We start from the raw sequence: 20,078 nt of genomic DNA on the forward strand, positions 1-20,078 counted from the left end.
TGGACCAGCGAAGCGGCACAGTTACCCACGCCGACGATAGCTACACGAATCGGATTTGAAGACACGGAACTCCTTTGAGAACAAACTTCATGTGCCCTGCGCGTCTGTACCTTGTTGTACGACGGCGTCTGACGGGCACCGCGCCACGCGGCGCGCTTATCAGTCTAACCAAACGCCGCCGGGGCCGGCTTTGTTCCCGCCGGCCCCGGCAGCTTGATTACGTGCCGCTTTGTTGACGTGCGGAATCAGACCCGCTGCGCCCAGAGGTTAATGTCGGATTCGACGGCGAACTCGTCGATCGCGGTCAGCTCCTCGCCGCTGAACTCAAGGTTGGTGATCGCGGCCAGGCTGTCCTCGAGCTGCCTGACGCTGGAGGCACCGATGAGCGCTGAGGTCACCGGGGAACCCTTGGGCTGGTCGCGCAGGATCCAGGCGATGGCCATCTGCGCCAGCGACTGTCCGCGGCCGGCGGCGATGGCGTTCAGCCCCCGGACCCTGTCCAGCTTGTCCTCGGTCAACGAGGATCCGGACAGGAACCTGGCCTTGGCGGCGCGGGAGTCGGCCGGGACGCCGTTGAGGTAGCGGTCGGTCAGCAGGCCCTGGGCCAGCGGGGAGAACGCGATGGAACCGGCGCCCACCTGGTCCAGCGCCTCGTAAAGGTTCGGCGCGCCGTTCTCGGTCCATCGGTTGAGCATCGAGTAGCTGGGCTGGTGGATGAGGAGCGGGGTGCCGAGCTCCTTCAGGATGCGGGCAGCCTCAAGCGTCTGCTCCGGGGTGTAGGAGGAGATGCCCGCGTACAGCGCTTTGCCCGAACGGACGGCGTAATCCAGCGCGCCCATGGTCTCCTCCAGCGGCGTCTCCGGGTCCGGGCGGTGGCTGTAGAAGATGTCCACGTAGTCCAGCCCCATCCGCTGCAGCGACTGGTCCAGGCTGGAGATCAGGTACTTCCGGGAGCCCCACTCGCCGTACGGGCCGGGCCACATGTAGTAACCGGCCTTGGTGGAGATGACCAGCTCGTCACGGTAAGGCTTGAAGTCGTCCTGCAGGTGCCGGCCGAAGTTGGTCTCCGCGGAGCCGTCCGGCGGGCCGTAGTTGTTGGCGAGATCGAAGTGGTTGACGCCGAGGTCGAAGGCGCGGCGCAGGATGGCGCGCTGTTCGTCGAAGCGCTTGTCGTCGCCGAAGTTGTGCCACAGGCCCAGCGAGATGGCCGGCAGTTTCAGGCCGCTGCGTCCGACGCGGCGGTACGGCATGGTGTCATAGCGGGTGTCCGAGGCCACATAAGTCATACGTTCCATCCTGCCAGCCGCACCGAGGCTGCGGGGCTGGCGTCCACCATCCGGTCACCGGCGGTGGACGCCGCCCCAGCAGTTCACTCAGTCACTGACGACGGCGGCGCTCAGCGGGCCGAGCACCGCGCGCTCACCTTCCAGCCGGACAGCGTCGTCGGTGGCCAGCAGCAGGGCCGTCCCCGCACCCTCCAGGCTCAACGGCTGCTCCGAGAAGTTGAGCAGCACCTGTACGCCACCGCGCCGGAACCGCAGCCAGCGGGCGTCGTCGTCGAACTCCACCTGCGTGTCTTCAAAGCCCAGCTTGGTGAGGTCCGGCGTGGAGCGGCGCAGCGCGGTGAGCGAACGGTACAGCTCCAGCAGCCGGGCGTGGTCGCCTTCGCCGGCTTCCGCCCAGTCCAGCTTGGACCGGCGGAACGTCTCGGGATCCTGGGGATCGGGCACGACGGCGGGATCCCACCCCATGCGCTCGAACTCCTTGATCCGCCCTTCCGCGGTGGCCTTGCCGAGCTCCGGCTCCGGGTGGGAGGTGAAGAACTGCCACGGCGTGCTGGCCCCGTATTCCTCGCCCATGAACAGCATGGGCGTGAAGGGTCCCGTCAGGGTCAGCACGGCGGCGAGCGCCAGGCTCCCGTACGGCAGGGTCTGCGAGAGCCTGTCGCCGGTGGCGCGGTTGCCGATCTGGTCGTGGTTCTGCGAGCAAACCACCAGGGCGGCCGGGTGGACGGCGCCGAAATTGATCGGCCTGCCGTGGTGCCGTTCACGGAAGCTGGAGTAGCTGCCGTCGTGGAAGAAACCGTCCCGGAGCACCTTGGCGAGGGCACCCAGGGAGTCGAAGTCGCTGTAGTAGCCCGTGGTCTCACCGGTGACGTTGACGTGGACGGCATGGTGGAAGTCGTCGCTCCACTGCCCTTCCAGCCCGTACCCGTTGGCGTCCCGCGAATACAGCAACCGCGGGTTGTTGAGGTCGGATTCGGCAATAAGCGTCAGCGGCCGTCCCACCTCGGCGGAGATCTGGCTGGCCAGCGCCCCGAAGTCCTCAAGGATGTGGACTGCCCGTTCGTCCTTCAGGGCGTGGACGGCGTCGAGCCGCAGGCCGTCAACGCGGTAGTCGCGCAGCCACATGGCCAGGTTGTCCAGGATGAACCGGCGCACATGGTCGGAGCCGGACCCGTCCAGGTTGACGGAGTCGCCCCACGTGTTGCCCTCGCCCTGCTTGAGGTAGGGCCCGAACCGCGGCAGGTAGTTCCCGCTGGGGCCGAGGTGGTTGTAGACCACGTCCTGAATCACGCCGAGGCCCGCCGCGTGGGCCGCGTCGACGAACCGCTGGTACGCCTCCGGTCCGCCATAGGCCTCGTGGACGGCGAACCACTGCACGCCGTCATAGCCCCAGTTGTGCGTGCCATTGAACGCGTTCACGGGCAGCAGCTCGATGAAGTCCACGCCCAGGCCGGCGAGGTAGTCCAGCTTGCCGGCGGCCGCATCCAGCGTCCCTTCGGGCGTGAACGTCCCGAGGTGGAGCTCGTAGATGACCGCACCTTGCAGTTCCCGGCCCTGCCAGCCGTCCTCCTGCCAGGTGTGCTCCCCTGGGTCGAAAGTACGGGACAGTGCGTGGACGCCGTCTGGCTGGCGCCGGGTCCTGGGGTCCGGCAGCGGGGTTTCGTCGCCGTCCAGGAGGTACCCGTAGTCGACGTCACCGCCAGCGGGTGCGTCGGCGGCGGTCCACCAGCCCTCGTCCTCGGGTCCGGTGCCGGGCCGGCGCTGCATGGCGTAGCGCTCTCCGCCGGCCAGCAGCGTCACGGATCCGGCCTCAGGGGCCCAGACGTCGAAGCGCCCGGGACCCTGCACGGGCTTTGCGGCTTCGCGAGGGTAGGTTGCCTGGCCTGTCTGCGTCACGACTTTCCTCCTGTCTGCGTCACTTCTGTATCGGGCACCAGCAGAGCCACGGGGTAGGTCCGGAAGATGTCAGCGATCTTCACGGTCCCCGGTCCGAAGCCGGCGCCGGTCAGTTCGTCCTGCATGGCGGTCTCAAGTTCGACGGCGGTGTCCCGCCAGCCGCCGTCACGTTCCAGTCCGTAGGGCAGCCGGGTAGCGAGGGTCAATGCACCCGGCGCTCCCGGGGTGCCACGCTGGAACGCGAGCAGGTGCCCGGCGGCCGCCCCGTTCGCCTGCACCGGGCGGTAGCCGGTGAACAGCTCCGGCCGGTCCCGGCGCAGCCGCAGTGCACGCGAGGTCACCAGCAGCTTGGTCCGCTCATCTGTGAATGACGGGGGCAGGTCGCCGGCATCAAGCTGCTCCAGTGCGGCACGCCGGTCATCGAAGCTGAACGGACGCCGGTTGTCCGGGTCCGTCAGCGACCGGTCCCAGAACTCCGTGCCCTGGTACACGTCCGGGACGCCGGGCATGGTGAGCTGCACGAGCTTGGCCGAGAGGGAATTCGAGGCACCATGCGGCGCCAGGAGTTCCACGAGCGACTCAACATCCGCCCGGACCGCAGGATTGTCGAACGCGGCATCGACGGCGGCGGCCAGCTTCTCCTCGAACGCAGGATCCGGATCGGTCCAGTTGGTCGAGTTTCCGGCTTCGCGCGCGGCCTTCAGCGCGTAGGACTGCAGGCGCTCCCGGCTGGCGGGCCAGGCGCCGGCGATGGCCTGCCACAGCAGCGCGGACAGCGGGCCGTCAGGCAGCGGAGCCAGCTCGCGCAGCCGGTTCAGGGCCTTCTCCCATTCGCCGGCAACCTCGGAGATGACCGAGATCCGCGCCCGGGTGTCCTCGCTGCGTTTGGTGTCGTGCGTGCTGAGTGTGGTCATGGACAGCGGCAGCTCGGCCTGCCGGCGGGCCATTCTGGTGTGGAACTCGTCGGGCTCAACGGCGAACTCAGTGGGGTCGGCGCCCACTTCCGTGAGCGTGCCCAGGCGGTTGTAGCGGAAGAACGCGGTGTCCTCCACGCCCTTGGCCATGACCATTCCCGAGGTCTGCTGGAAGCGCCGGGCCAGTTCCAGGTCGGTGTCCAGCAGCAGCGGCTGCAAAGCCTGGATGGTCTGGTCGAGTTCCGGCCGCCGGCGCGCGGCAAGTTCGCACGCCTCCTTCAGGACCTCCGCACCCTCGGGCAGGTAGGTGCGGTAGACCGGAAACGCCGCGATGATTTCGGCGATCGCGTCGGCCGCGGCGTCGGCGGCAAGTCCGGCGTCGCTGGGAACGAGCCGGGCCAGCCGCAGGATCTCGGAGTGGAGGATGCCGTCGGTGATCCGGCGCTTGGTCCCCCGGATCATGTCCTCGTAGTCGGCAGGCTCGCCGCCGCGCAGCGAGGCATCCAGCCGGTCCAGAGCTTCCTGGCCGCTAGGGTCCACGAGAACCCGGTCGACGTCGGCGAGGGCGTCGTAGCCCGTGGTGCCCTCGCATTCGAAGCTGGCAGGCAGCTGCTCCCCCGGCTCGAGGATCTTTTCGACCAGCAGGTACGCGCCGCCGGTGGCTTCCCGGAGCCGCTTCAGGTACCCCTCGGGGTCGGCAAGGCCGTCCGGGTGGTCGATCCGGAGTCCGTCCGCGAGCCCCTCACGGAACCAGCGCACCACCTCCTGGTGCGCCTCGTCGAAGACGGCGGGGATCTCCACACGGACACCGGCGAGCGTGTTCACCGCGAAGAAGCGGCGGTAGTTCAGCTCGTTGTCCGCGCGCCTCCAGCCCATCAGTTCGTAGTGCTGCCGGGCGTGGACGTCACGCGGAGAGTCACCTTCGGTGTAGCTGCCGTCGGCCAGCGGGAAGCGGTGGTCGTAGTACCGGAGCTCCCCGTCCTTGATTTCCAGCTGGTCCAAGTCATCTTCGCTGCCGAGGATCGGGACGCGAATGCGTCCTCCGCCAAGGTCCCAGTCGACGTCGAACGCTTCCGCGTACGGGGACTGGCGCCCCTCCTTGAGCAGCGACCACCACCAGGGGTTTTGCACCGGCGTGGCGACGCCGACGTGGTTGGGCACGATGTCGATCAGCACGCCCATGCCGGCGGCGCGGGCCGCCTTGGAAACGGCCGCCAGCCCCTCCGGGCCGCCCCGTTCGGGGTCGACGGCGGAGGGGTCGGTGACGTCGTACCCGTGGTCGGAGCCCTGTTCGGCGGTCAGGACGGGAGAGAGGTAGACCCAGTCGACGCCGAGCGAGTGCAGGTACGGCACGGTTTCGGCGGCGTCGAACAGTGTGAATCCCTGCCGGATCTGCAGCCGGTACGTGGAGACTGGCGTTCTCATGCGTCCTCCCCTGCGGGCTTGACCGCCTTCAGGTGGCCGTCCCGCCGGCCGGCAGGCTTCCGCGCCGGCTTCTCCCCCGGCTGTTCCTCCGCGGCCTTCGCAGGCTCAGCAGCCGGCTCGGCGGCCGGTGCAACCGCAGGCTCCGCTACAGGCTCGGCAGCCGGCTCGGCGGCCGGTTCGGCCGCAGACTCTGCCGCAGGCTCAGCAGCCTGATCAGCGGGCTGCTTCGTCTTGGCCGGATCCGGGACCGCAGGCGCGGTGAGCGCCGCGGTCTCTGCGGTGGCGGTCTGCGTCAGTGCTGCCAGCGAGGCCGCCACGGAGTGGTCGGGTTCCTCTTCAGGCGCACTGTGGGCGCGGAGTACCACCAGGGACTTGGCGGCCACGGACAGCAGGCTGCCGGCGTTGGCCGGCTCAGAATCCGCGCCTTCACCCGCGGTGTCAATGATGACGTCCCAGGCCGGTGCGTATTCGTCCGGCGGCAGCTTGAACTCAACGTCGCCGTCGTGGGCGTTGAAGTACAGCAGGAAGTTCACGTCCGTGATCCGGCGGCCGCGGTCATCGTGGCCCTGGATGCCGTCGCCGTTGAGGAACATGCCCACCGAACGGCCGAAGCCGCTGTCCCAGTCCTCCGGGGACATGACGTTGCCGTCCGGATCGAGCCATACGATGTCCGGCAACCGCTCGCCTTCGCCGCGCCGGACGGGCCGGCCGTCGAAGAAGCGGCTGCGCCGGAATGTGGGGTGCTTGGCGCGCAGCGAGTTGACCGCCGCGGTGAACTCGATGAGGGGCTGGTCCACGCTGTCCCAGTTGACCCAGGTCAGCTCCGAGTCCTGGCAGTACCCGTTGTTGTTGCCCTGCTGGGTGCGGCCCATCTCGTCGCCGTGCAGGATCATGGGCACGCCCTGTGAGAGCAGCATGGTGGCGATGAAGTTGCGCTGCTGCCGCGCCCTCAGTGCCAGGACCTTGGGATCGTCTGACGGGCCCTCGGCTCCGCAGTTCCAGGAGCGGTTGTGCGACTCGCCGTCCTTGTTGTCCTCGCCGTTGGCGTCGTTGTGCTTCTCGTTGTACGACACCAGGTCCCGCAGCGTGAAGCCGTCGTGCGCGGTGACGAAGTTGATGGACGCCACCGGGCGGCGGCCGGAGTGCTCGTAGAGGTCGGCCGAGCCGGTGATGCGCGAGGCGAACTCGCCGAGCGTGGCAGGTTCGCCGCGCCAGAAGTCGCGCACGGTGTCGCGGTACTTGCCGTTCCACTCCGTCCACTGCGGAGGGAAGTTGCCCACCTGGTAGCCGCCGGGCCCGACGTCCCACGGCTCGGCGATGAGCTTGACCTGGGACACCACCGGGTCCTGCTGGATGAGTTCGAAGAACGTGGAGAGCCGGTCGACGTCGTAAAATTCACGGGCCAAAGCGGCGGCGAGGTCAAAGCGGAACCCGTCCACGTGCATTTCGGTGACCCAGTAACGCAGCGAGTCCATCAGCAGCTGCAGGGAGTGCGGCTGGCGGACGTTCAGGGTGTTGCCGGTGCCCGTGTAGTCCATGTAGTACTGCTTGTCGTCCTCCACCAGGCGGTAGTAGGCCTCGTTGTCGATACCCTTGAAGCTCAGGGTGGGCCCGAGGTGGTTGCCTTCGGCGGTGTGGTTGTAGACGACGTCGAGGATGACCTCAATGCCTGCCCGGTGCAGCGAACGGACCATCGCCTTGAAGTCCTGCACCTGCTGGCCGGTGTCCCCGGTGGAGCTGTAGGTGTTCTGCGGCGCGAAGAAGCCAATGGTGTTGTAGCCCCAGTAGTTGCTCAGGCCCTTCTCCTGCAGCGTCCCGTCATTGACGAACTGATGCACGGGCATGAGCTCGATCGCGGTGACGCCCAGCTTCTGCAGGTGGGAGATCACGGCGGGGTGTGCCACGCCGGCATACGTGCCGCGCTGCTCCTCCGGAATCTCCGGGTGCAGCTCGGTGAGCCCCCGGACGTGCGCCTCGTAGATCACCGACTTGTGGTACGGGATGCGCAGGTTCTGGTCGTTGTCCCAGTCGAAGAACGGGTTGATGACCACGCCCATCATCATGTGCGGCGCGGAATCGGCGTCGTTCTTGGATGCGGGGTCGCCCAAGTTGTACGAGAACAGGGCCGGGTCCCAGTCGATCTGGCCGGCGACTGCCTTGGCGTACGGGTCAAGGAGCAGCTTGTTGGCGTTGAAGCGCTGGCCGTTGTCGGGGTCGTAAGGACCGTGGACGCGGTAGCCGTACTTCTGCCCGGGCTGGATCTGCGGCAAGTAGCAGTGCCACACATAGCCGTCGACTTCGCGGAGGGTGACGCGGGTTTCGGTCCCCTCCTCGTCGAAGAGGCAGAGCTCAACCTTCTCCGCGTGCTCGCTGAACAATGCGAAGTTGGTTCCGGTGCCGTCAAACGTGGCTCCCAGCGGGTAAGCCGATCCGGGCCAGATTTCCATTCGTGCTCCTATACCTCGTCCAACACTGCGTCCGGCAGGTCTTCACGCACGACCTGCACGGAACTTGGTCTTACCGTAACTGGTGGGTATGACTATTACGTGACCCACCGTTAATTACTAAGCGTGCTGACTTTACCCCATATTTCGGGTAGGGCGTCGCAAATCCGCCCCGCCGTCAGCGGGCCGCCGGCTGCAGCCGCCGCTCCGGCCAGGCCGTGCAGGCTCGCCCCCATGGCGGCAATGGCCGCCCAGCGTTCGTCCGGATCGATGCCCATGCCCCGGAAGCGCCCGACGTCGGACCCCACCTGGGCGAGCAGCGCACCGATGATTCCAGCCAGCACGTCACCGCTTCCGGCGGTGGCCAGCCAGGGCGTCCCTTCGGACTGGCTGTAGAAATCCTGGTACGGCGACGCCACGAGCGTGCTGGCGCCCTTCAGGAGAACGGTGGCCTCGGTCAGGCCTGCGGCGCGGCGCACGGCAGAGAGGGTGGAGGCCTCGACGGCCTCGCGGTCCAGTTCGGCGCCGAGGCGCTGCAGCAGGGTGGCCAGTTCCCCGGCGTGCGGCGTCAGCACCACCTGCGGGGCCAGCACGTCAGGCAGCACGGGCAGGGCGCCCGCGTCGGCCACGGTGGGCAGGCCGGAGTCGACGGCGTCACGGACGCGCTGCAGCTCTTCCTCGTCCTTGCCGTCCATCCCGGACCCGACGAGCCACGCCTGGACGTGCGTCTCCGCCACGGTGCCGGTACTGCAGACCACCTCGGGGCAGCTGTGGCGGACGAGGTCCGCGACCTCCGGCGGCCCGATGTAGCGGACCATCCCGACGCCGGCGGCAAGCGCCCCGCGGCAGGCGAGCACGGCGGCGCCGGGGTAGGCCGGGGATCCCGCCACCACGCCGAGGACTCCGCGCGAATACTTGTGGGCGCGCCTCGCGGGGCGAGGGAGCAGGACGGCCAGGTCTGCGGCCTCAAGGCGGCGCAGGGCGGGCCACGGGAGCGAATCCTCGATGCCGATCGGGACCACCACCACCCGGCCGGCGAAGTCCGCCCCGGGGTCCGACAGCAAACCGGCTTTGGCCCCGCCGAAGGTGACGGTGATGTCAGCGGCCAGCACGGGGCCGGCGGCCTCGCCTGTGTCCGCATCCACGCCGCTGGGCACGTCACAGGCCACAACGAGGCCTCGGGTGCCGCCGGAAAGCTGGGACACGAGTTCCGCCGTTGCTCCCCGGAGTCCGCCCTGGGCACCGGTTCCGAGCAGCGCGTCAATAACGACGTCGGCCCTGCCGGCCAGCGCTGCCATCTCGCCGGCGTTCCCGTCAGTCAGCGCCAGCACCCGGCCGCCGGCGCGCCGAAAGGCCGCCAGGCCGTCGGGGTGGGCCGTGGCGGAGGCGAGCACCGCCGTCGTCCGCATTCCCCGTCCGGCGAGGTGCGCGGCGGCGAACAGTCCGTCGCCGCCGTTGTTGCCCTTGCCGGCCAGGACAACAATGCTGGACCCGTACAGGCGGCGTCCGCGGCTGCGCAGCTCCTCGATGGCAGCATTGGCCATGCCGCGGGCTGCCCGCTGCATGAGAACAGCGCCCATACCTGAATCCAGCAGGGGCTTTTCAGCCTCCCTGATCTGGGTTCCGGTATAGGCGCTGATCATCTTGGTAAGTCGGTCCGGGGTCAGCCCTCGGCCAGGACGGTGGCCGTGGCGATGCCGCCGTCGTGGCTCATGGACAGGTGCCACCGCTTGACGCCCTTGGCCTCGGCCACGGCGAGCACCGTTCCCTTGACCTGGACGGTGGGGCCGTTCTGGTCCAGCCCGATCCAACAGTCCTGCCAGTTCATGCCGGCCGGCGCGCCCAGGACCTTGGCCACGGCCTCCTTGGCGGCAAATCGCGCCGCCAAGGACCGGGTGTTCAGTTCCCGTTCGGCTGGCACGAACAGCCGGTCCCGAAGCCCGGGGGTGCGCTCCAGCTGCCGTCCGAAGCGCTCGATGTCCACTACGTCTACGCCGATGCCAACAATCATGGGCTTACTCTACTGTGACGCTCTTGGCCAGGTTGCGCGGCTGGTCCACGTCGTATCCCTTGCCGGCGGCAAGTTCGCACGCGAAGATCTGCAGCGGAACGGTGGTCAGCAGCGGCATCAGCAGGGTCGGGGTTTCCGGGACGTAGAAAACGTGCTCGGCGTAATCCCGGACCGCTTCGTCGCCTTCCTCGGCGATCACCAGGGTGCGGGCACCGCGGGCCCGGATCTCCTGGATGTTGGAGACCACCTTCGCATGGAGCGAGTTGCGCCCGCGCGGGGACGGGACCACCACGAACACCGGCTGGCCCTCGTCGATCAGCGCGATCGGGCCGTGCTTGAGCTCACCGGCGGCGAAGCCCTCGGCGTGGATGTACGCGATTTCCTTCAGCTTCAAAGCACCCTCCAAAGCGACCGGGTAGCCCACGTGGCGGCCCAGGAACAGCACGGACTTCTCGTCCTTCATGCTCCGGGCCAGCTCGCGCAGTTCCTCGGCGGAGTCCAGGATCTGCTGGATCTTCGCCGGGATCTTGCCCAGGTCAGCCAGCACATCCTTGACCTGCCCGGAGAAGATGTTCCCGCGCAGCTGCGCCAGGTACAGGCCTAGCAGGTACGCCGCGGTGATCTGGGCCAGGAACGCCTTGGTGGAGGCCACCGCGATCTCCGGACCGGCGTGCGTGTACAGCACCGCGTCGGATTCCCGCGGAATGGTCGAGCCGTTGGTGTTGCAGATCGACACCGTCTTGGCGCCCTGCTCCCGGGCGTAGCGGACGGCCATCAGCGTGTCCATCGTCTCGCCGGACTGGCTGATGGAGACCACCAGGGTGTTCTCGGTGACGATCGGGTCCCGGTAACGGAACTCGTGCGCGAGCTCCACCTCGGTGGGGATCCGGCACCAGTTCTCGATCGCGTACTTGGCCACCAGGCCCGCGTACGCGGCCGTGCCGCAGGCCAGCACGATGATCTTGTCGACCTTCTTCAACAGCTCCGGATCAATCCGCAGCTCATCCAGGGTCAGCCGGCCGTTCGCATCCGAGCGTCCCAGCAGCGTCTGGGCCACGGCGTCGGGCTGGTCATGGATTTCCTTCTCCATGAACGAGGCGAAGCCGCCCTTCTCAGCAGAGGCCGGGTCCCAGTCAACGTGGTACTCCTTGCCCTCTGCCGGGGCGCCGAAGAAGTCGGTGATCTCCACCGTGTCAGCGGTGATCGTCACGATCTGGTCCTGGCCCAGCTCCACCGCACGCCGGGTGTAATCAATGAACCCGGACACGTCCGAACCCAGGAAGTTCTCACCCTCGCCCAGGCCCACCACCAGCGGGGAGTTCCGCCGCGCAGCCACGACGACCTCAGGCTGGTCGGCGTGCACCGCAAGGAGCGTGAACGCACCCTCGAGCCGCTGGCAGGCCAGCTCCATCGCCCGGGTCAGGCCGCCATCGGAGACGTCCCCGCCCAGCTTGTTCCGGAAAATGTCGCCCAGCAACGCCGCGGCCACCTCGGTGTCCGTCTCCGACGCGAAGACAACACCCTTGGCCAGCAGCTCCTGCTTCAGCTCAGCAAAGTTTTCAATGATGCCGTTGTGGATCACCGCGAGCTTCCCGCCATCAGACAGATGCGGGTGCGCGTTCTGATCCGTCGGGCCACCATGCGTGGCCCACCGCGTGTGCCCGATGCCGGTCAGCGACCCCGGCAACGGCCGCTCCTCCAGCTCAGCCAGCAGGTTGCTCAGCTTCCCGGACTTCTTCCGCGAGGAAATCTCCCCGTCAGCCACGACAGCGACACCGGCCGAGTCATAGCCCCGGTACTCCAGGCGGCGCAGCCCCTCAAGAACAACATCCAACGCACCGTGCCCGGCATCAGCCCGGCCCGACGTACGGCCTACATAACCCACGATTCCACACATGGGTATAAGCCTAACCGGCTTTGGAGTGAACCAACGTCCGATGACACCCCCGGGCGTGCTCCGGCAAAACAACGTTCTGGCCCTGCCCACAGGACGCCCATGGCCCCGGCGAGCCCTTCATCAGGGGCTTTACGGCAAGGTGCATTTCGCTCTCGGCGCCGGGCGGGGCAGAATCTCTAAGGTGACTTTGCAACGCAACGAAGCGAACGGAGAGGGTGTTTCCCCGTTCGTGGAGCTGGACCGGCAGACCTGGTCCCGGCTTTCGGCCCAGATGGAGCAGCCCCTTAATGAAGAGGACGTGCTGCGCCTCCGCGGCCTCGGTGACCCCTTGGACATCAGCGAGGTGCGCGAGGTCTACCTCCCACTGTCACGGCTGTTGCACCTCTATGTGGAGGCGGCCGGGCAGCTGCATGCGGCCACCACCACATTCCTGGGTGAGCGGACCGAACGCACCCCGTTTGTTATCGGCGTCGCCGGGTCCGTTGCCGTGGGCAAGTCCACCATCGCCCGTGTTCTTCGCGAGATGTTGCGGCGCTGGCCGGGCACGCCGAACGTGGAGCTCATCACCACAGACGGCTTCCTTTATCCGTTGGCCGAGCTCAAGCGCCGCCAGCTGCTCGACCGCAAGGGTTTCCCGGAGTCCTATGACCGCCGGGCGCTGCTGCGCTTCGTGAGCGAAATCAAGGGCGGCGCCGAGGAAGTGCGGGCACCCTGGTACTCGCACGTCACCTATGACATCGTCCCCGGCAAGGAAGTGGTGGTCCGGCGTCCGGACGTCCTCATTGTCGAGGGCCTGAACGTGCTGGCACCCGCCCGGCCCCGGCACGACGGCCGCCAGGGGCTCGCGCTGAGCGACTTCTTCGACTTCTCTATCTATGTGGATGCCAAGACGTCATATATCGAGGAATGGTACGTGGACCGCTTTCGCAAACTCCGTACCACCGCCTTCGCGCAGCCGGAGTCCTACTTCCACCGCTACGCCACGCTTTCCGACTCCGAGGCCGAGGAGACGGCCCGCGGCATCTGGAAGCGCATCAACGAACCCAATCTGGAAGAGAACGTGCTGCCCACCCGGGGACGGGCCCAGCTGGTGCTCACCAAGGAAGCGGACCATTCCGTGCGCCGGATGCTGCTGAGAAAGGTCTAGCACGCATGTGCTACAACTGCGCTTCCGAGCCCTCTGCCGAGGCCCGGCCCGGGGATCGGCCCAGCCGCCGCGCGGTGGCGCGGCTGCTGATGGCGGGTGCCGGCCTGTCTGCCCTGGCGGCCTGCACTCCTGCCCCTGCGCCGGAAGCCTCGGGGACCATTTCGGCTTCGGGCACCGCGTCCCCAGCCGCTTCAGGCGAAGCCTCTCCGGTCCCGTCCGGGTCCGGTTCCGCCTCCACCGGCGCCTCGGCAAGGACCAGCGCGGCCGCCTCCCCCACAGGCCCCGCTTCAGCCGCGCCCCCAGCCAGCGCATCGGCCGCCACGCCGTCAGCAACCGCACCAACCACGACGGCGGCGGCAGCCCCGCCGTCGGCCGCCTCCCGCCTGCCCAAGCAGTACTCGCTCACGGCGCCCGCCAGCCCCTGGGTGATCGTCAACAAGCACCGCCCGCTCAAGCCGGCCAACTACGTCCCGGCCGATCTGGTCCAGCCCCGCGTCGCCCTCGCTGTCACCGGCGAGGCGGCACAGCTGAACCGCACGACGGCGGCTGCCGCAGAAAAAATGTTCGCCGCCGCGGCGGCGGACGGCGTGACAATGACCCTGGCGAGCGGCTACCGCTCCTACGCGACGCAAGTCGTCACGTACAACGGCTGGGTTAGCTCCGAGGGGCGGGCGGCGGCGGACACCGCCTCGGCACGGCCGGGCTATTCGGAGCACCAGACAGGCTGGGCGTTCGACATCGGCGATGGCGGCGGCGCCTGCAGCTTCCAGCCGTGCTTTGCTGAGCAGCCGGCCGCCGTCTGGGCCAAGGCCAACGCGCACCGCTTCGGCTTCGTGGTGCGATACCCGTTTATGCAGCACACCATCACCGGGTACTTCTACGAATCGTGGCACCTGCGGTACGTCGGTGTAGATGCGGCCACGGACATGCGGAAACGCGGCATCGCCACCTTGGAGCAGTATTTCGGCCTGGAGGCCGCCCCCGGCTACCGCTGACGCCGCTGCCGCCGGCACCTGTGCTCTACGGGCCGGTCCCTGTCCCGTCAACCTGGTGCGGTAGTTTGGTTGGCATGCTTAGTGGATTTAAGAAGTTCATTCTCAAGGGAAACGTCATCGATCTGGCCGTGGCGGTGGTCATCGGATCGGCGTTCAGCGCCGTGGTGGATGCGCTGGTCAAGAGCGTGCTGATGCCGCTGATCTCGGTGCTGGTCGGCGAGCCGAACTTCGACGATTTCCTTGCGTTCGGCGACGTGCGGTTCGGCGTGTTGCTCACCGCGGTAGTCAACTTCCTGCTGGTTGCCTCCGCGCTCTACTTCGTCATCGTCGCCCCGATGAACCGGCTGATCGAACACCGCAACCGCAAGCTGGGCATCGGGCAGGACGCGAAGAAGGAGGCTGCCGAGGATCCGCAGATTGCCCTGCTCAAGGAGATCCGCGACGCCCTGCAGGCCCAGAACCAGGCCGCGAAGTAGCGCGGCCGCCGCGCCAGGCGCAACGAAAAAAGCAGCCCGTCTCCGTCAGGGAGGCGGGCTGCTTTTTGCATTTTGAGGCGAGGCGGAACCTAGTCGCCGACCAGTTCGAGGGCTAGCTGGGTCTTCACAACCTGGGCGAGGCGCTCGGCGATGACCTGGGCGGTCTGCTGATCGCCGGCCTCCACCATGACGCGCACCACTGGCTCCGTGCCGGAGGGGCGCAGGAGCACCCGGCCAGTGTCGCCCAGCTCGACTTCGGCTGCCGCCACGGCTGCAGCCAAGGTTGCGTCGCCGCTGACCCGGCTCCGGTCCACGTCCTTCACGTTGATGAGGACCTGGGGCAGTTTGGTCATGACCGTCGCGAGTTCCTTGAGCGGGCGGCCGGTCAGGGCCACCTGCGCGGCCAGCTGCAGGCCGGTCAGCACGCCGTCGCCAGTGGTGGCGTAGTCGGCGAGGATCACGTGGCCGGACTGTTCGCCACCCAGGTTGTAGCCGCCGTCGCGCATTTGCTCCAGCACGTACCTATCCCCCACGCCCGTCTCGCGGATGGCGATGCCAGCGTCGCGGAGGGCGATCTTGAGGCCGAGGTTACTCATTACGGTGGCTACGAGGACATCGTCCTTGAGCTTGCCGGACTTCTTCAGTGCGACGGCGAGGATGGCCATGATCTGGTCACCGTCCACCTCGTTGCCTTCGTGGTCCACGGCCAGGCAGCGGTCGGCGTCGCCGTCGTGAGCGATGCCGAGGTCGGCGCCGTGCTCCACCACGGCGGCCTTAAGCGGGCCGAGGTGCGTGGAGCCTACGCCTTCGTTGATGTTCAGGCCGTCCGGTTCGGCGCCAATGACAATCACGTCAGCGCCGGCATCCTTGAAGACCTGGGGGGAACAGCCGCTGGCGGCACCGTGCGCACAGTCCAGGACCACTTTGATGCCGTTGAGGTTGTGCGGGAGGGTTCCCAAGAGGTGGACGATGTACCGGTCCTCGGCGTCGGAGAAACGCTGGATGCGGCCCACCTCTCCGCCCACCGGGCGGAAAGGCTCCTTGCCCATCTGGACCTCGATGGCATCCTCCACCTCATCGGGGAGCTTCTGGCCGCCGCGGGCGAAGAACTTGATCCCGTTGTCGGGAGCCGGGTTGTGCGAGGCGGAGATCATGACGCCGAAGTCAGCCTTCAGGTCCGCAACCAGGTAGGCGGCGGCAGGCGTGGGCAGGACACCGGCGTCGTAGACGTCGATGCCGGAGCTGGAAAGCCCCGCCTCAACGGCCGCGGCGATGAACTCGCCGCTTGCACGGGGATCCCTTGCCACTACGGCGCGCGGCCGTGCACCTTCGCTGGTGCGTTCATGGCCAAGCACGACGGCGGCGGCCTGGGCCAGCTGCAATGCGAGCTCGGCTGTCAGCAGGCCATTCGCCAGGCCACGGACACCGTCTGTTCCAAATAATGTAGACATCGCGTCCAAGTTTAGACGATTCAGGCGCCTGCCCCTGCCTTGAACCCGCCTTGGACGGCGTCATCTGGCAGCGCCGGGGACGTTTTGCCTGCTCGCCGTGGACCATGTCCCGTAACTCTGGTTAACGGCAGAAGCCCGCCCCGCCACATGGCGGAACGGGCTTCTGATCGGGGCGGAACGCCCCGGCAAGCGGATTTAGCGCTTGGAGTACTGCTGAGCCTTGCGTGCCTTCTTGAGACCGGCCTTCTTACGCTCGATGACGCGGGCGTCACGGGTGAGGTAGCCGGCCTTCTTCAGGGTGGCGCGGTTGTTCTCGACGTCGATCTCGTTCAGCGAACGGGCGATGCCGAGGCGCAGTGCACCGGCCTGGCCGGAGGGGCCACCGCCGTGGATGCGGGCAATGACGTCGTAGGCGCCTTCGAGATCCAGGATCTTGAAGGGCTCGTTGACGTCCTGCTGGTGCAGCTTGTTCGGGAAGTAGTTATCCAGCTCGCGGCCGTTGATGGTCCACTTGCCGGAGCCGGGCACAACGCGAACGCGTGCAACGGCTTCCTTGCGGCGGCCAACAGCTGCGCCGGCAACGGTCAGTGCCGGGCGCTCCTTCTTCGGGGCGGCTTCGGTAGCGCCGCTTTCCGAGGTGTAGCTGGTCAGGTTTTCCTCAGCCTCAACGGCTTCGGTGGTCAGTTCATCGTTCTGAGCCACGGTTCTCCTTGTAGATAAAAGTGTTGGTGGCCAGGACTACTGGGCGACCTGGGTGATTTCGAAAGTCTTGGGCTGCTGGGCTGCGTGGGGGTGCTCGGCGCCACGGTAGACCTTCAGCTTGCTCAGCTGCTGGGCAGCGAGGGAGTTCTTCGGGAGCATGCCCTTGATGGCCTTCTCAACGGCGCGGACCGGGTTGGACTCCAGGAGTTCCGCGTAGTTGACGGAGGTCAGGCCGCCCGGGTAACCGGAGTGGCGGTATGCGCGCTTCTGCTCCAGCTTGGCGCCGGTGAGGGCAACCTTTTCAGCGTTGATGATGATGACGAAGTCGCCCATGTCCATGTGGGACGCAAAGGTCGGCTTGTGCTTTCCGCGCAGCAGTGTTGCGGTCTGGCTGGCAAGACGACCCAGGACAACGTCGGTGGCGTCAATGACGTGCCACTGGCGGTTGATATCGCCGGGCTTCGGGGTGTACGTACGCACGGTGTTTGCCTCGTTCTTGTTCTGGCGTTCTTGTTTTAGGCGTCACACGGGGTGCGCCTACTATCTATGCGCGACCGGAACAGAGGTGAGGGCTCTATGGACCAGTTATCCCCTAGTCCCGAAAATGCCCGTCGGGTAATGATCCTGCAACTGGATCCCCAAGCGGGCACGCATCATCGAGAAAGGACACGCACAACGACTACCAAGAATAGCGCCAACCGGAGGCCCGGGTCAAAATGGGGTATCCGGTGGCGGGGGTCGTGGAGTCCTGCGCCAGCGCCGGGCCCTTCCAACCAGGAGTGCACGTGACTTCAGCAGGTATCGCCACGCTTATTGCCCTGGCCGTGGGCCTCATTGGTATTTTACTGAGCCTGCTTGCTGAGTACGTCATCGCCCGCACCCTTCCCCGCCTCGGCGGACTTCCGGGCGCACGGACAAGAATTACGACGGCGGCACTCACCGGGCTGCTCTTCGCCGCCCTTGCGCTGCGGCTGGGACTGGACTGGTCCCTGCCGGCTTTTCTCCTGCTGGCTGTCGTCGGCGTGCAGCTGGCCCGCGTTGATGTGGCCCATCATCTGCTGCCTAATCCCCTCGTGCTCACCCTGCTGGTGGCCGGCCTGGCGCTCCTCTTGCTGGGCAGCTTCGCCACGACAGGTTGGGGGGAACTGCTCCGTGCGGCCGCTGGGGCGGCCATTCTGTTCGTCATTTTCCTGATTCTGGCCCTGATTTCGCCAAATGGCATCGGCATGGGCGATGTCAAGCTTGCGGCCCCGGTGGGCCTGTACTTGGGCTACTTGGGGTGGAGCCACTTGTTCTATGGCGGAGCACTCGGCTTTGTTCTGGGCGGTATTTTATCCGTCGTTTTGATTAGGCTGAAGCGCGCCAATTTAGGCTCCGAAATTGCCTTTGGGCCCTCGATGCTCGCCGCAGCCCTGGGGACTGTATTACTGGCATTCTAAAGACCGGCATTTGCGGTGAAACGTTGAATTTCCTACAACAACCTTGATGATTTCTTGAGTTTCCAAGTAGTCGCGTGCTTGCAGTTTTCCTAGTGTGAGTACCCGCTTGGGGGGAATACTTATTTCCTTGGGGGGAAAGTCGGGTAGAACTACGCATTGTTGCCGGCCTGCTTTCCGGTGGATTCTTTAGCTATCGAAGCACCAGCCCTTTCGCGGTACGGGGGAGGCTGGAATTCGAAAGCATTTATTCCATCGAACTTAAGGAAAAACAATGTCTACTCTCATGGTCTCGGTTCTTGCCTTCGTTTCCGGAATCAAGGACCGGCTGGCATCAGAAAAGGGCGCCACCGCAACCGAATACTCGCTGCTCGTGGCATTCATCGCATTCGCCATCATCGTCGGCGTCACTGCCTTTGGCGGCGCGCTCAACACCTGGTTCGACGGGCTTGGCGACACCGTCGCCCTCTGGAAGAACAAGTAGCCGCCAAGCGAACTCCAGTGTGCCGCGTCCGACCCCCAATCGGGCGCGGCACACTTCAACCAATCCAGCTGTCCCTATTTGCGGAGGGGTCCAGTGATACGCAGCAGTTCACGCTCCACCAACGGAACGCGCGCCTGGAAGCATGATCGGGGCGCAGTCGCCGTCGAATTTGCACTAGTCGCACCAATTCTCTTGGCGCTGGTCGCCGGCATCGTGGAATTTTCCTACGCCTACAACCTGCAGATTTCCCTCACTCAAGCTGCCCGGGAGGCTGCCAGGGAGATGGCCATCGAGGACGACCAGAGCGCAGCAGCCGTTGCCGCAACCGCCGGCGCGCCCGGCCTGAACGGTGCGGATTTTGAGTACGTCTTCTCGCCCGGGTCCTGCACGGCCGGGGAGAACATGACCGTCACCATCACCTACCCCGCGCCAACACTGACGGGCATCTTCGGCAGCAGCGTGACGGTCACCGGGACAGGAGCTATGCGATGCGAAGGCTAAAGACTAGAGCTTCGGAGCCCGAACGGGGCGCAGCCGGCGTCCTGGTTGCGGTGATGATGCTCGTAATCATCGGCGCCGGCGCCCTGGCCGTGGACGTTGGGCAAATCTATTCCGAGCGGGCACAGCTGCAGAACGGCGCGGACGCCAGTGCCTTGGGGGTTGCCCAGGCTTGTCACAAGTCAGGCTGCACCCAGGCCGAGGCCCAGGCATTCGCAGACGCACTGGCGTCCGGAAACGCCAACGACGGCGACGCAAATGTCTCCGAAGTTGACCTTTCCGTGCCAGACGAGGTGACGGTCCGGACCACTACGAAGAACGGCAGCAGCAGCGTGCTTGCCAAGCTTTTCGCCAGCGCCCTGACCGCACCGGCAGTCAGCGTGGGTGCTCATGCCACCGCATCCATTGAGGTTCCAGGATCAGGAGGGGGCTTCCCGCTGGCCCTGTCTGAATGCCAGTACGACCTCACCGACGCAGTGGAAACGGGCGTCCTACAACAGATCCGTTACAAGCCCGGAATGACTGACTGCACGTCCACGTCCGGACACGCCATTCCCGGCGGGTTCGGCTGGCTGGACCAGAACGGCGGTCCGTGCCGGGCAGTCACCGATGTTGAAGATAACGCCGCCTATGATCCGGGCGCGGACTACCCCAGCAAGCCTAGCGAAAACTGTGATTCGGTCCTCCAGGGCTGGATCAACACCATCCAGGCTGGCGACGACGTACTCGGCGTTTTCCCGGTGTTCGACAATGCCGGCAAGGACAAGGGAAAGGGCTGGTTCCATATCCGGGGTTACGCCACATTTCAAATGGTCGGTTGGAAGTTTGGCGGCGGCTCGAACGGCCCGCGGACGTACAACAATTCTCCCACTCCGGCTACTGCCTGTGTGGATCCTTGCCGGGGCATCATCGGCAAATTCAAGAAGTTCGAGTCCATTGATGCATTCGAAGGAAACTCAGGCTCCGGAGACGATCTAGGAACCGTCTTCATTCGCCTCACCAACTAATCACTTTGC

General features: G+C 66.4%; 18 protein-coding genes. 7 read left to right on the top strand and 11 right to left on the bottom strand.

From position 1 onward, the window contains the following. Positions 1-245: 245 nt before the first annotated feature. From mgrA to glmS, 7 genes are all read right to left on the bottom strand, one after another. Positions 246-1,286 (bottom strand): L-glyceraldehyde 3-phosphate reductase, encoded by a 1,041-nt coding sequence (mgrA, locus tag ACTHQX_RS06830; RefSeq protein ID WP_440156671.1) that lies wholly within the window; start codon positions 1,284-1,286, stop codon positions 246-248. 87 nt (positions 1,287-1,373) lie between these two features. After that, positions 1,374-3,182, bottom strand: coding sequence for a malto-oligosyltrehalose trehalohydrolase (gene treZ / locus ACTHQX_RS06835; RefSeq protein WP_440156668.1), 1,809 nt, complete (start codon positions 3,180-3,182; stop codon positions 1,374-1,376). Beyond that, complete coding sequence (gene treY / locus ACTHQX_RS06840) at positions 3,179-5,521, bottom strand: malto-oligosyltrehalose synthase (RefSeq protein ID WP_440156665.1); 2,343 nt, start codon at positions 5,519-5,521, stop codon at positions 3,179-3,181. The genes treZ and treY overlap by 4 nt, the downstream gene beginning before the upstream one ends. Further along, entirely contained in the window at positions 5,518-7,968 is a 2,451-nt protein-coding gene (glgX, locus tag ACTHQX_RS06845) for a glycogen debranching protein GlgX (RefSeq protein WP_440156662.1), read from the bottom strand. The genes treY and glgX overlap by 4 nt, the downstream gene beginning before the upstream one ends. Before the next feature lie 110 nt (positions 7,969-8,078). Next, positions 8,079-9,608: an NAD(P)H-hydrate epimerase gene (locus ACTHQX_RS06850; RefSeq protein WP_440156660.1), complete on the bottom strand. Its 1,530-nt coding sequence runs from the start codon at positions 9,606-9,608 to the stop codon at positions 8,079-8,081. A 20-nt stretch (positions 9,609-9,628) separates the two neighbouring features. Further along, entirely contained in the window at positions 9,629-9,976 is a 348-nt protein-coding gene (locus ACTHQX_RS06855; RefSeq protein WP_066277757.1) for a holo-ACP synthase, read from the bottom strand. 4 nt (positions 9,977-9,980) lie between these two features. After that, complete coding sequence (gene glmS, locus ACTHQX_RS06860) at positions 9,981-11,873, bottom strand: glutamine--fructose-6-phosphate transaminase (isomerizing) (RefSeq protein WP_440156658.1); 1,893 nt, start codon at positions 11,871-11,873, stop codon at positions 9,981-9,983. A gap of 181 nt (positions 11,874-12,054) precedes the next feature. On the opposite strand from glmS, the gene coaA reads away from it, so the two are divergent. Beyond that, on the top strand, positions 12,055-13,020 hold the full coding sequence (gene coaA, locus ACTHQX_RS06865) for a type I pantothenate kinase (RefSeq protein ID WP_236804446.1): 966 nt from the start codon (positions 12,055-12,057) through the stop codon (positions 13,018-13,020). Positions 13,021-13,030: 10 nt separating this feature from the next. Here the strand turns inward: coaA and ACTHQX_RS06870 are convergent, their stop codons facing one another. After that, complete coding sequence (locus ACTHQX_RS06870) at positions 13,031-13,456, bottom strand: hypothetical protein (RefSeq protein WP_440156655.1); 426 nt, start codon at positions 13,454-13,456, stop codon at positions 13,031-13,033. Between ACTHQX_RS06870 and ACTHQX_RS06875 the strand changes: the two genes are divergently transcribed. Together ACTHQX_RS06875 and mscL are read left to right on the top strand one after the other, a co-directional pair. Beyond that, a complete protein-coding gene (locus ACTHQX_RS06875; protein ID WP_440156653.1) occupies positions 13,446-14,015 on the top strand; it encodes a M15 family metallopeptidase in 570 nt (189 codons plus the stop codon). The genes ACTHQX_RS06870 and ACTHQX_RS06875 overlap by 11 nt on opposite strands. Before the next feature lie 74 nt (positions 14,016-14,089). Beyond that, the gene (gene mscL, locus ACTHQX_RS06880; RefSeq protein WP_236804450.1) at positions 14,090-14,491 is read left to right on the top strand and encodes a large conductance mechanosensitive channel protein MscL; all 402 of its coding nucleotides are present in this window, start codon (positions 14,090-14,092) and stop codon (positions 14,489-14,491) included. A gap of 89 nt (positions 14,492-14,580) precedes the next feature. Here mscL and glmM read toward each other — a convergent pair whose 3' ends face one another. The 3 genes from glmM to rplM form a co-directional block, all read right to left on the bottom strand. After that, a complete protein-coding gene (gene glmM / locus ACTHQX_RS06885) occupies positions 14,581-15,942 on the bottom strand; it encodes a phosphoglucosamine mutase (protein WP_440156650.1) in 1,362 nt (453 codons plus the stop codon). Positions 15,943-16,137: 195 nt separating this feature from the next. Then, positions 16,138-16,644: a 30S ribosomal protein S9 gene (gene rpsI, locus ACTHQX_RS06890; protein WP_102973654.1), complete on the bottom strand. Its 507-nt coding sequence runs from the start codon at positions 16,642-16,644 to the stop codon at positions 16,138-16,140. 36 nt (positions 16,645-16,680) lie between these two features. Next, complete coding sequence (gene rplM / locus ACTHQX_RS06895; RefSeq protein WP_003805351.1) at positions 16,681-17,124, bottom strand: 50S ribosomal protein L13; 444 nt, start codon at positions 17,122-17,124, stop codon at positions 16,681-16,683. Positions 17,125-17,429: 305 nt separating this feature from the next. Here rplM and ACTHQX_RS06900 point away from each other — a divergent pair, with 305 nt between their 5' ends. The 4 genes from ACTHQX_RS06900 (at position 17,430) to ACTHQX_RS06915 (ending at position 20,069) form a co-directional block, all read left to right on the top strand. Further along, positions 17,430-18,083: a prepilin peptidase gene (locus ACTHQX_RS06900; protein ID WP_440156648.1), complete on the top strand. Its 654-nt coding sequence runs from the start codon at positions 17,430-17,432 to the stop codon at positions 18,081-18,083. Positions 18,084-18,354: 271 nt separating this feature from the next. Beyond that, positions 18,355-18,564: a Flp family type IVb pilin gene (locus tag ACTHQX_RS06905; RefSeq protein WP_440156645.1), complete on the top strand. Its 210-nt coding sequence runs from the start codon at positions 18,355-18,357 to the stop codon at positions 18,562-18,564. A 93-nt stretch (positions 18,565-18,657) separates the two neighbouring features. Further along, positions 18,658-19,065: a TadE/TadG family type IV pilus assembly protein gene (locus ACTHQX_RS06910; protein WP_440156643.1), complete on the top strand. Its 408-nt coding sequence runs from the start codon at positions 18,658-18,660 to the stop codon at positions 19,063-19,065. Further along, the gene (locus ACTHQX_RS06915) at positions 19,053-20,069 is read left to right on the top strand and encodes a pilus assembly protein TadG-related protein (RefSeq protein WP_440156641.1); all 1,017 of its coding nucleotides are present in this window, start codon (positions 19,053-19,055) and stop codon (positions 20,067-20,069) included. Before ACTHQX_RS06910 ends, ACTHQX_RS06915 begins: the two co-directional genes overlap by 13 nt. The last annotated feature ends 9 nt before the right edge of the window (positions 20,070-20,078 follow it).

It is taken from the genome of Arthrobacter sp. SAFR-023 (assembly GCF_051965295.1).
In the GTDB taxonomy this organism is placed as follows: domain Bacteria; phylum Actinomycetota; class Actinomycetes; order Actinomycetales; family Micrococcaceae; genus Arthrobacter.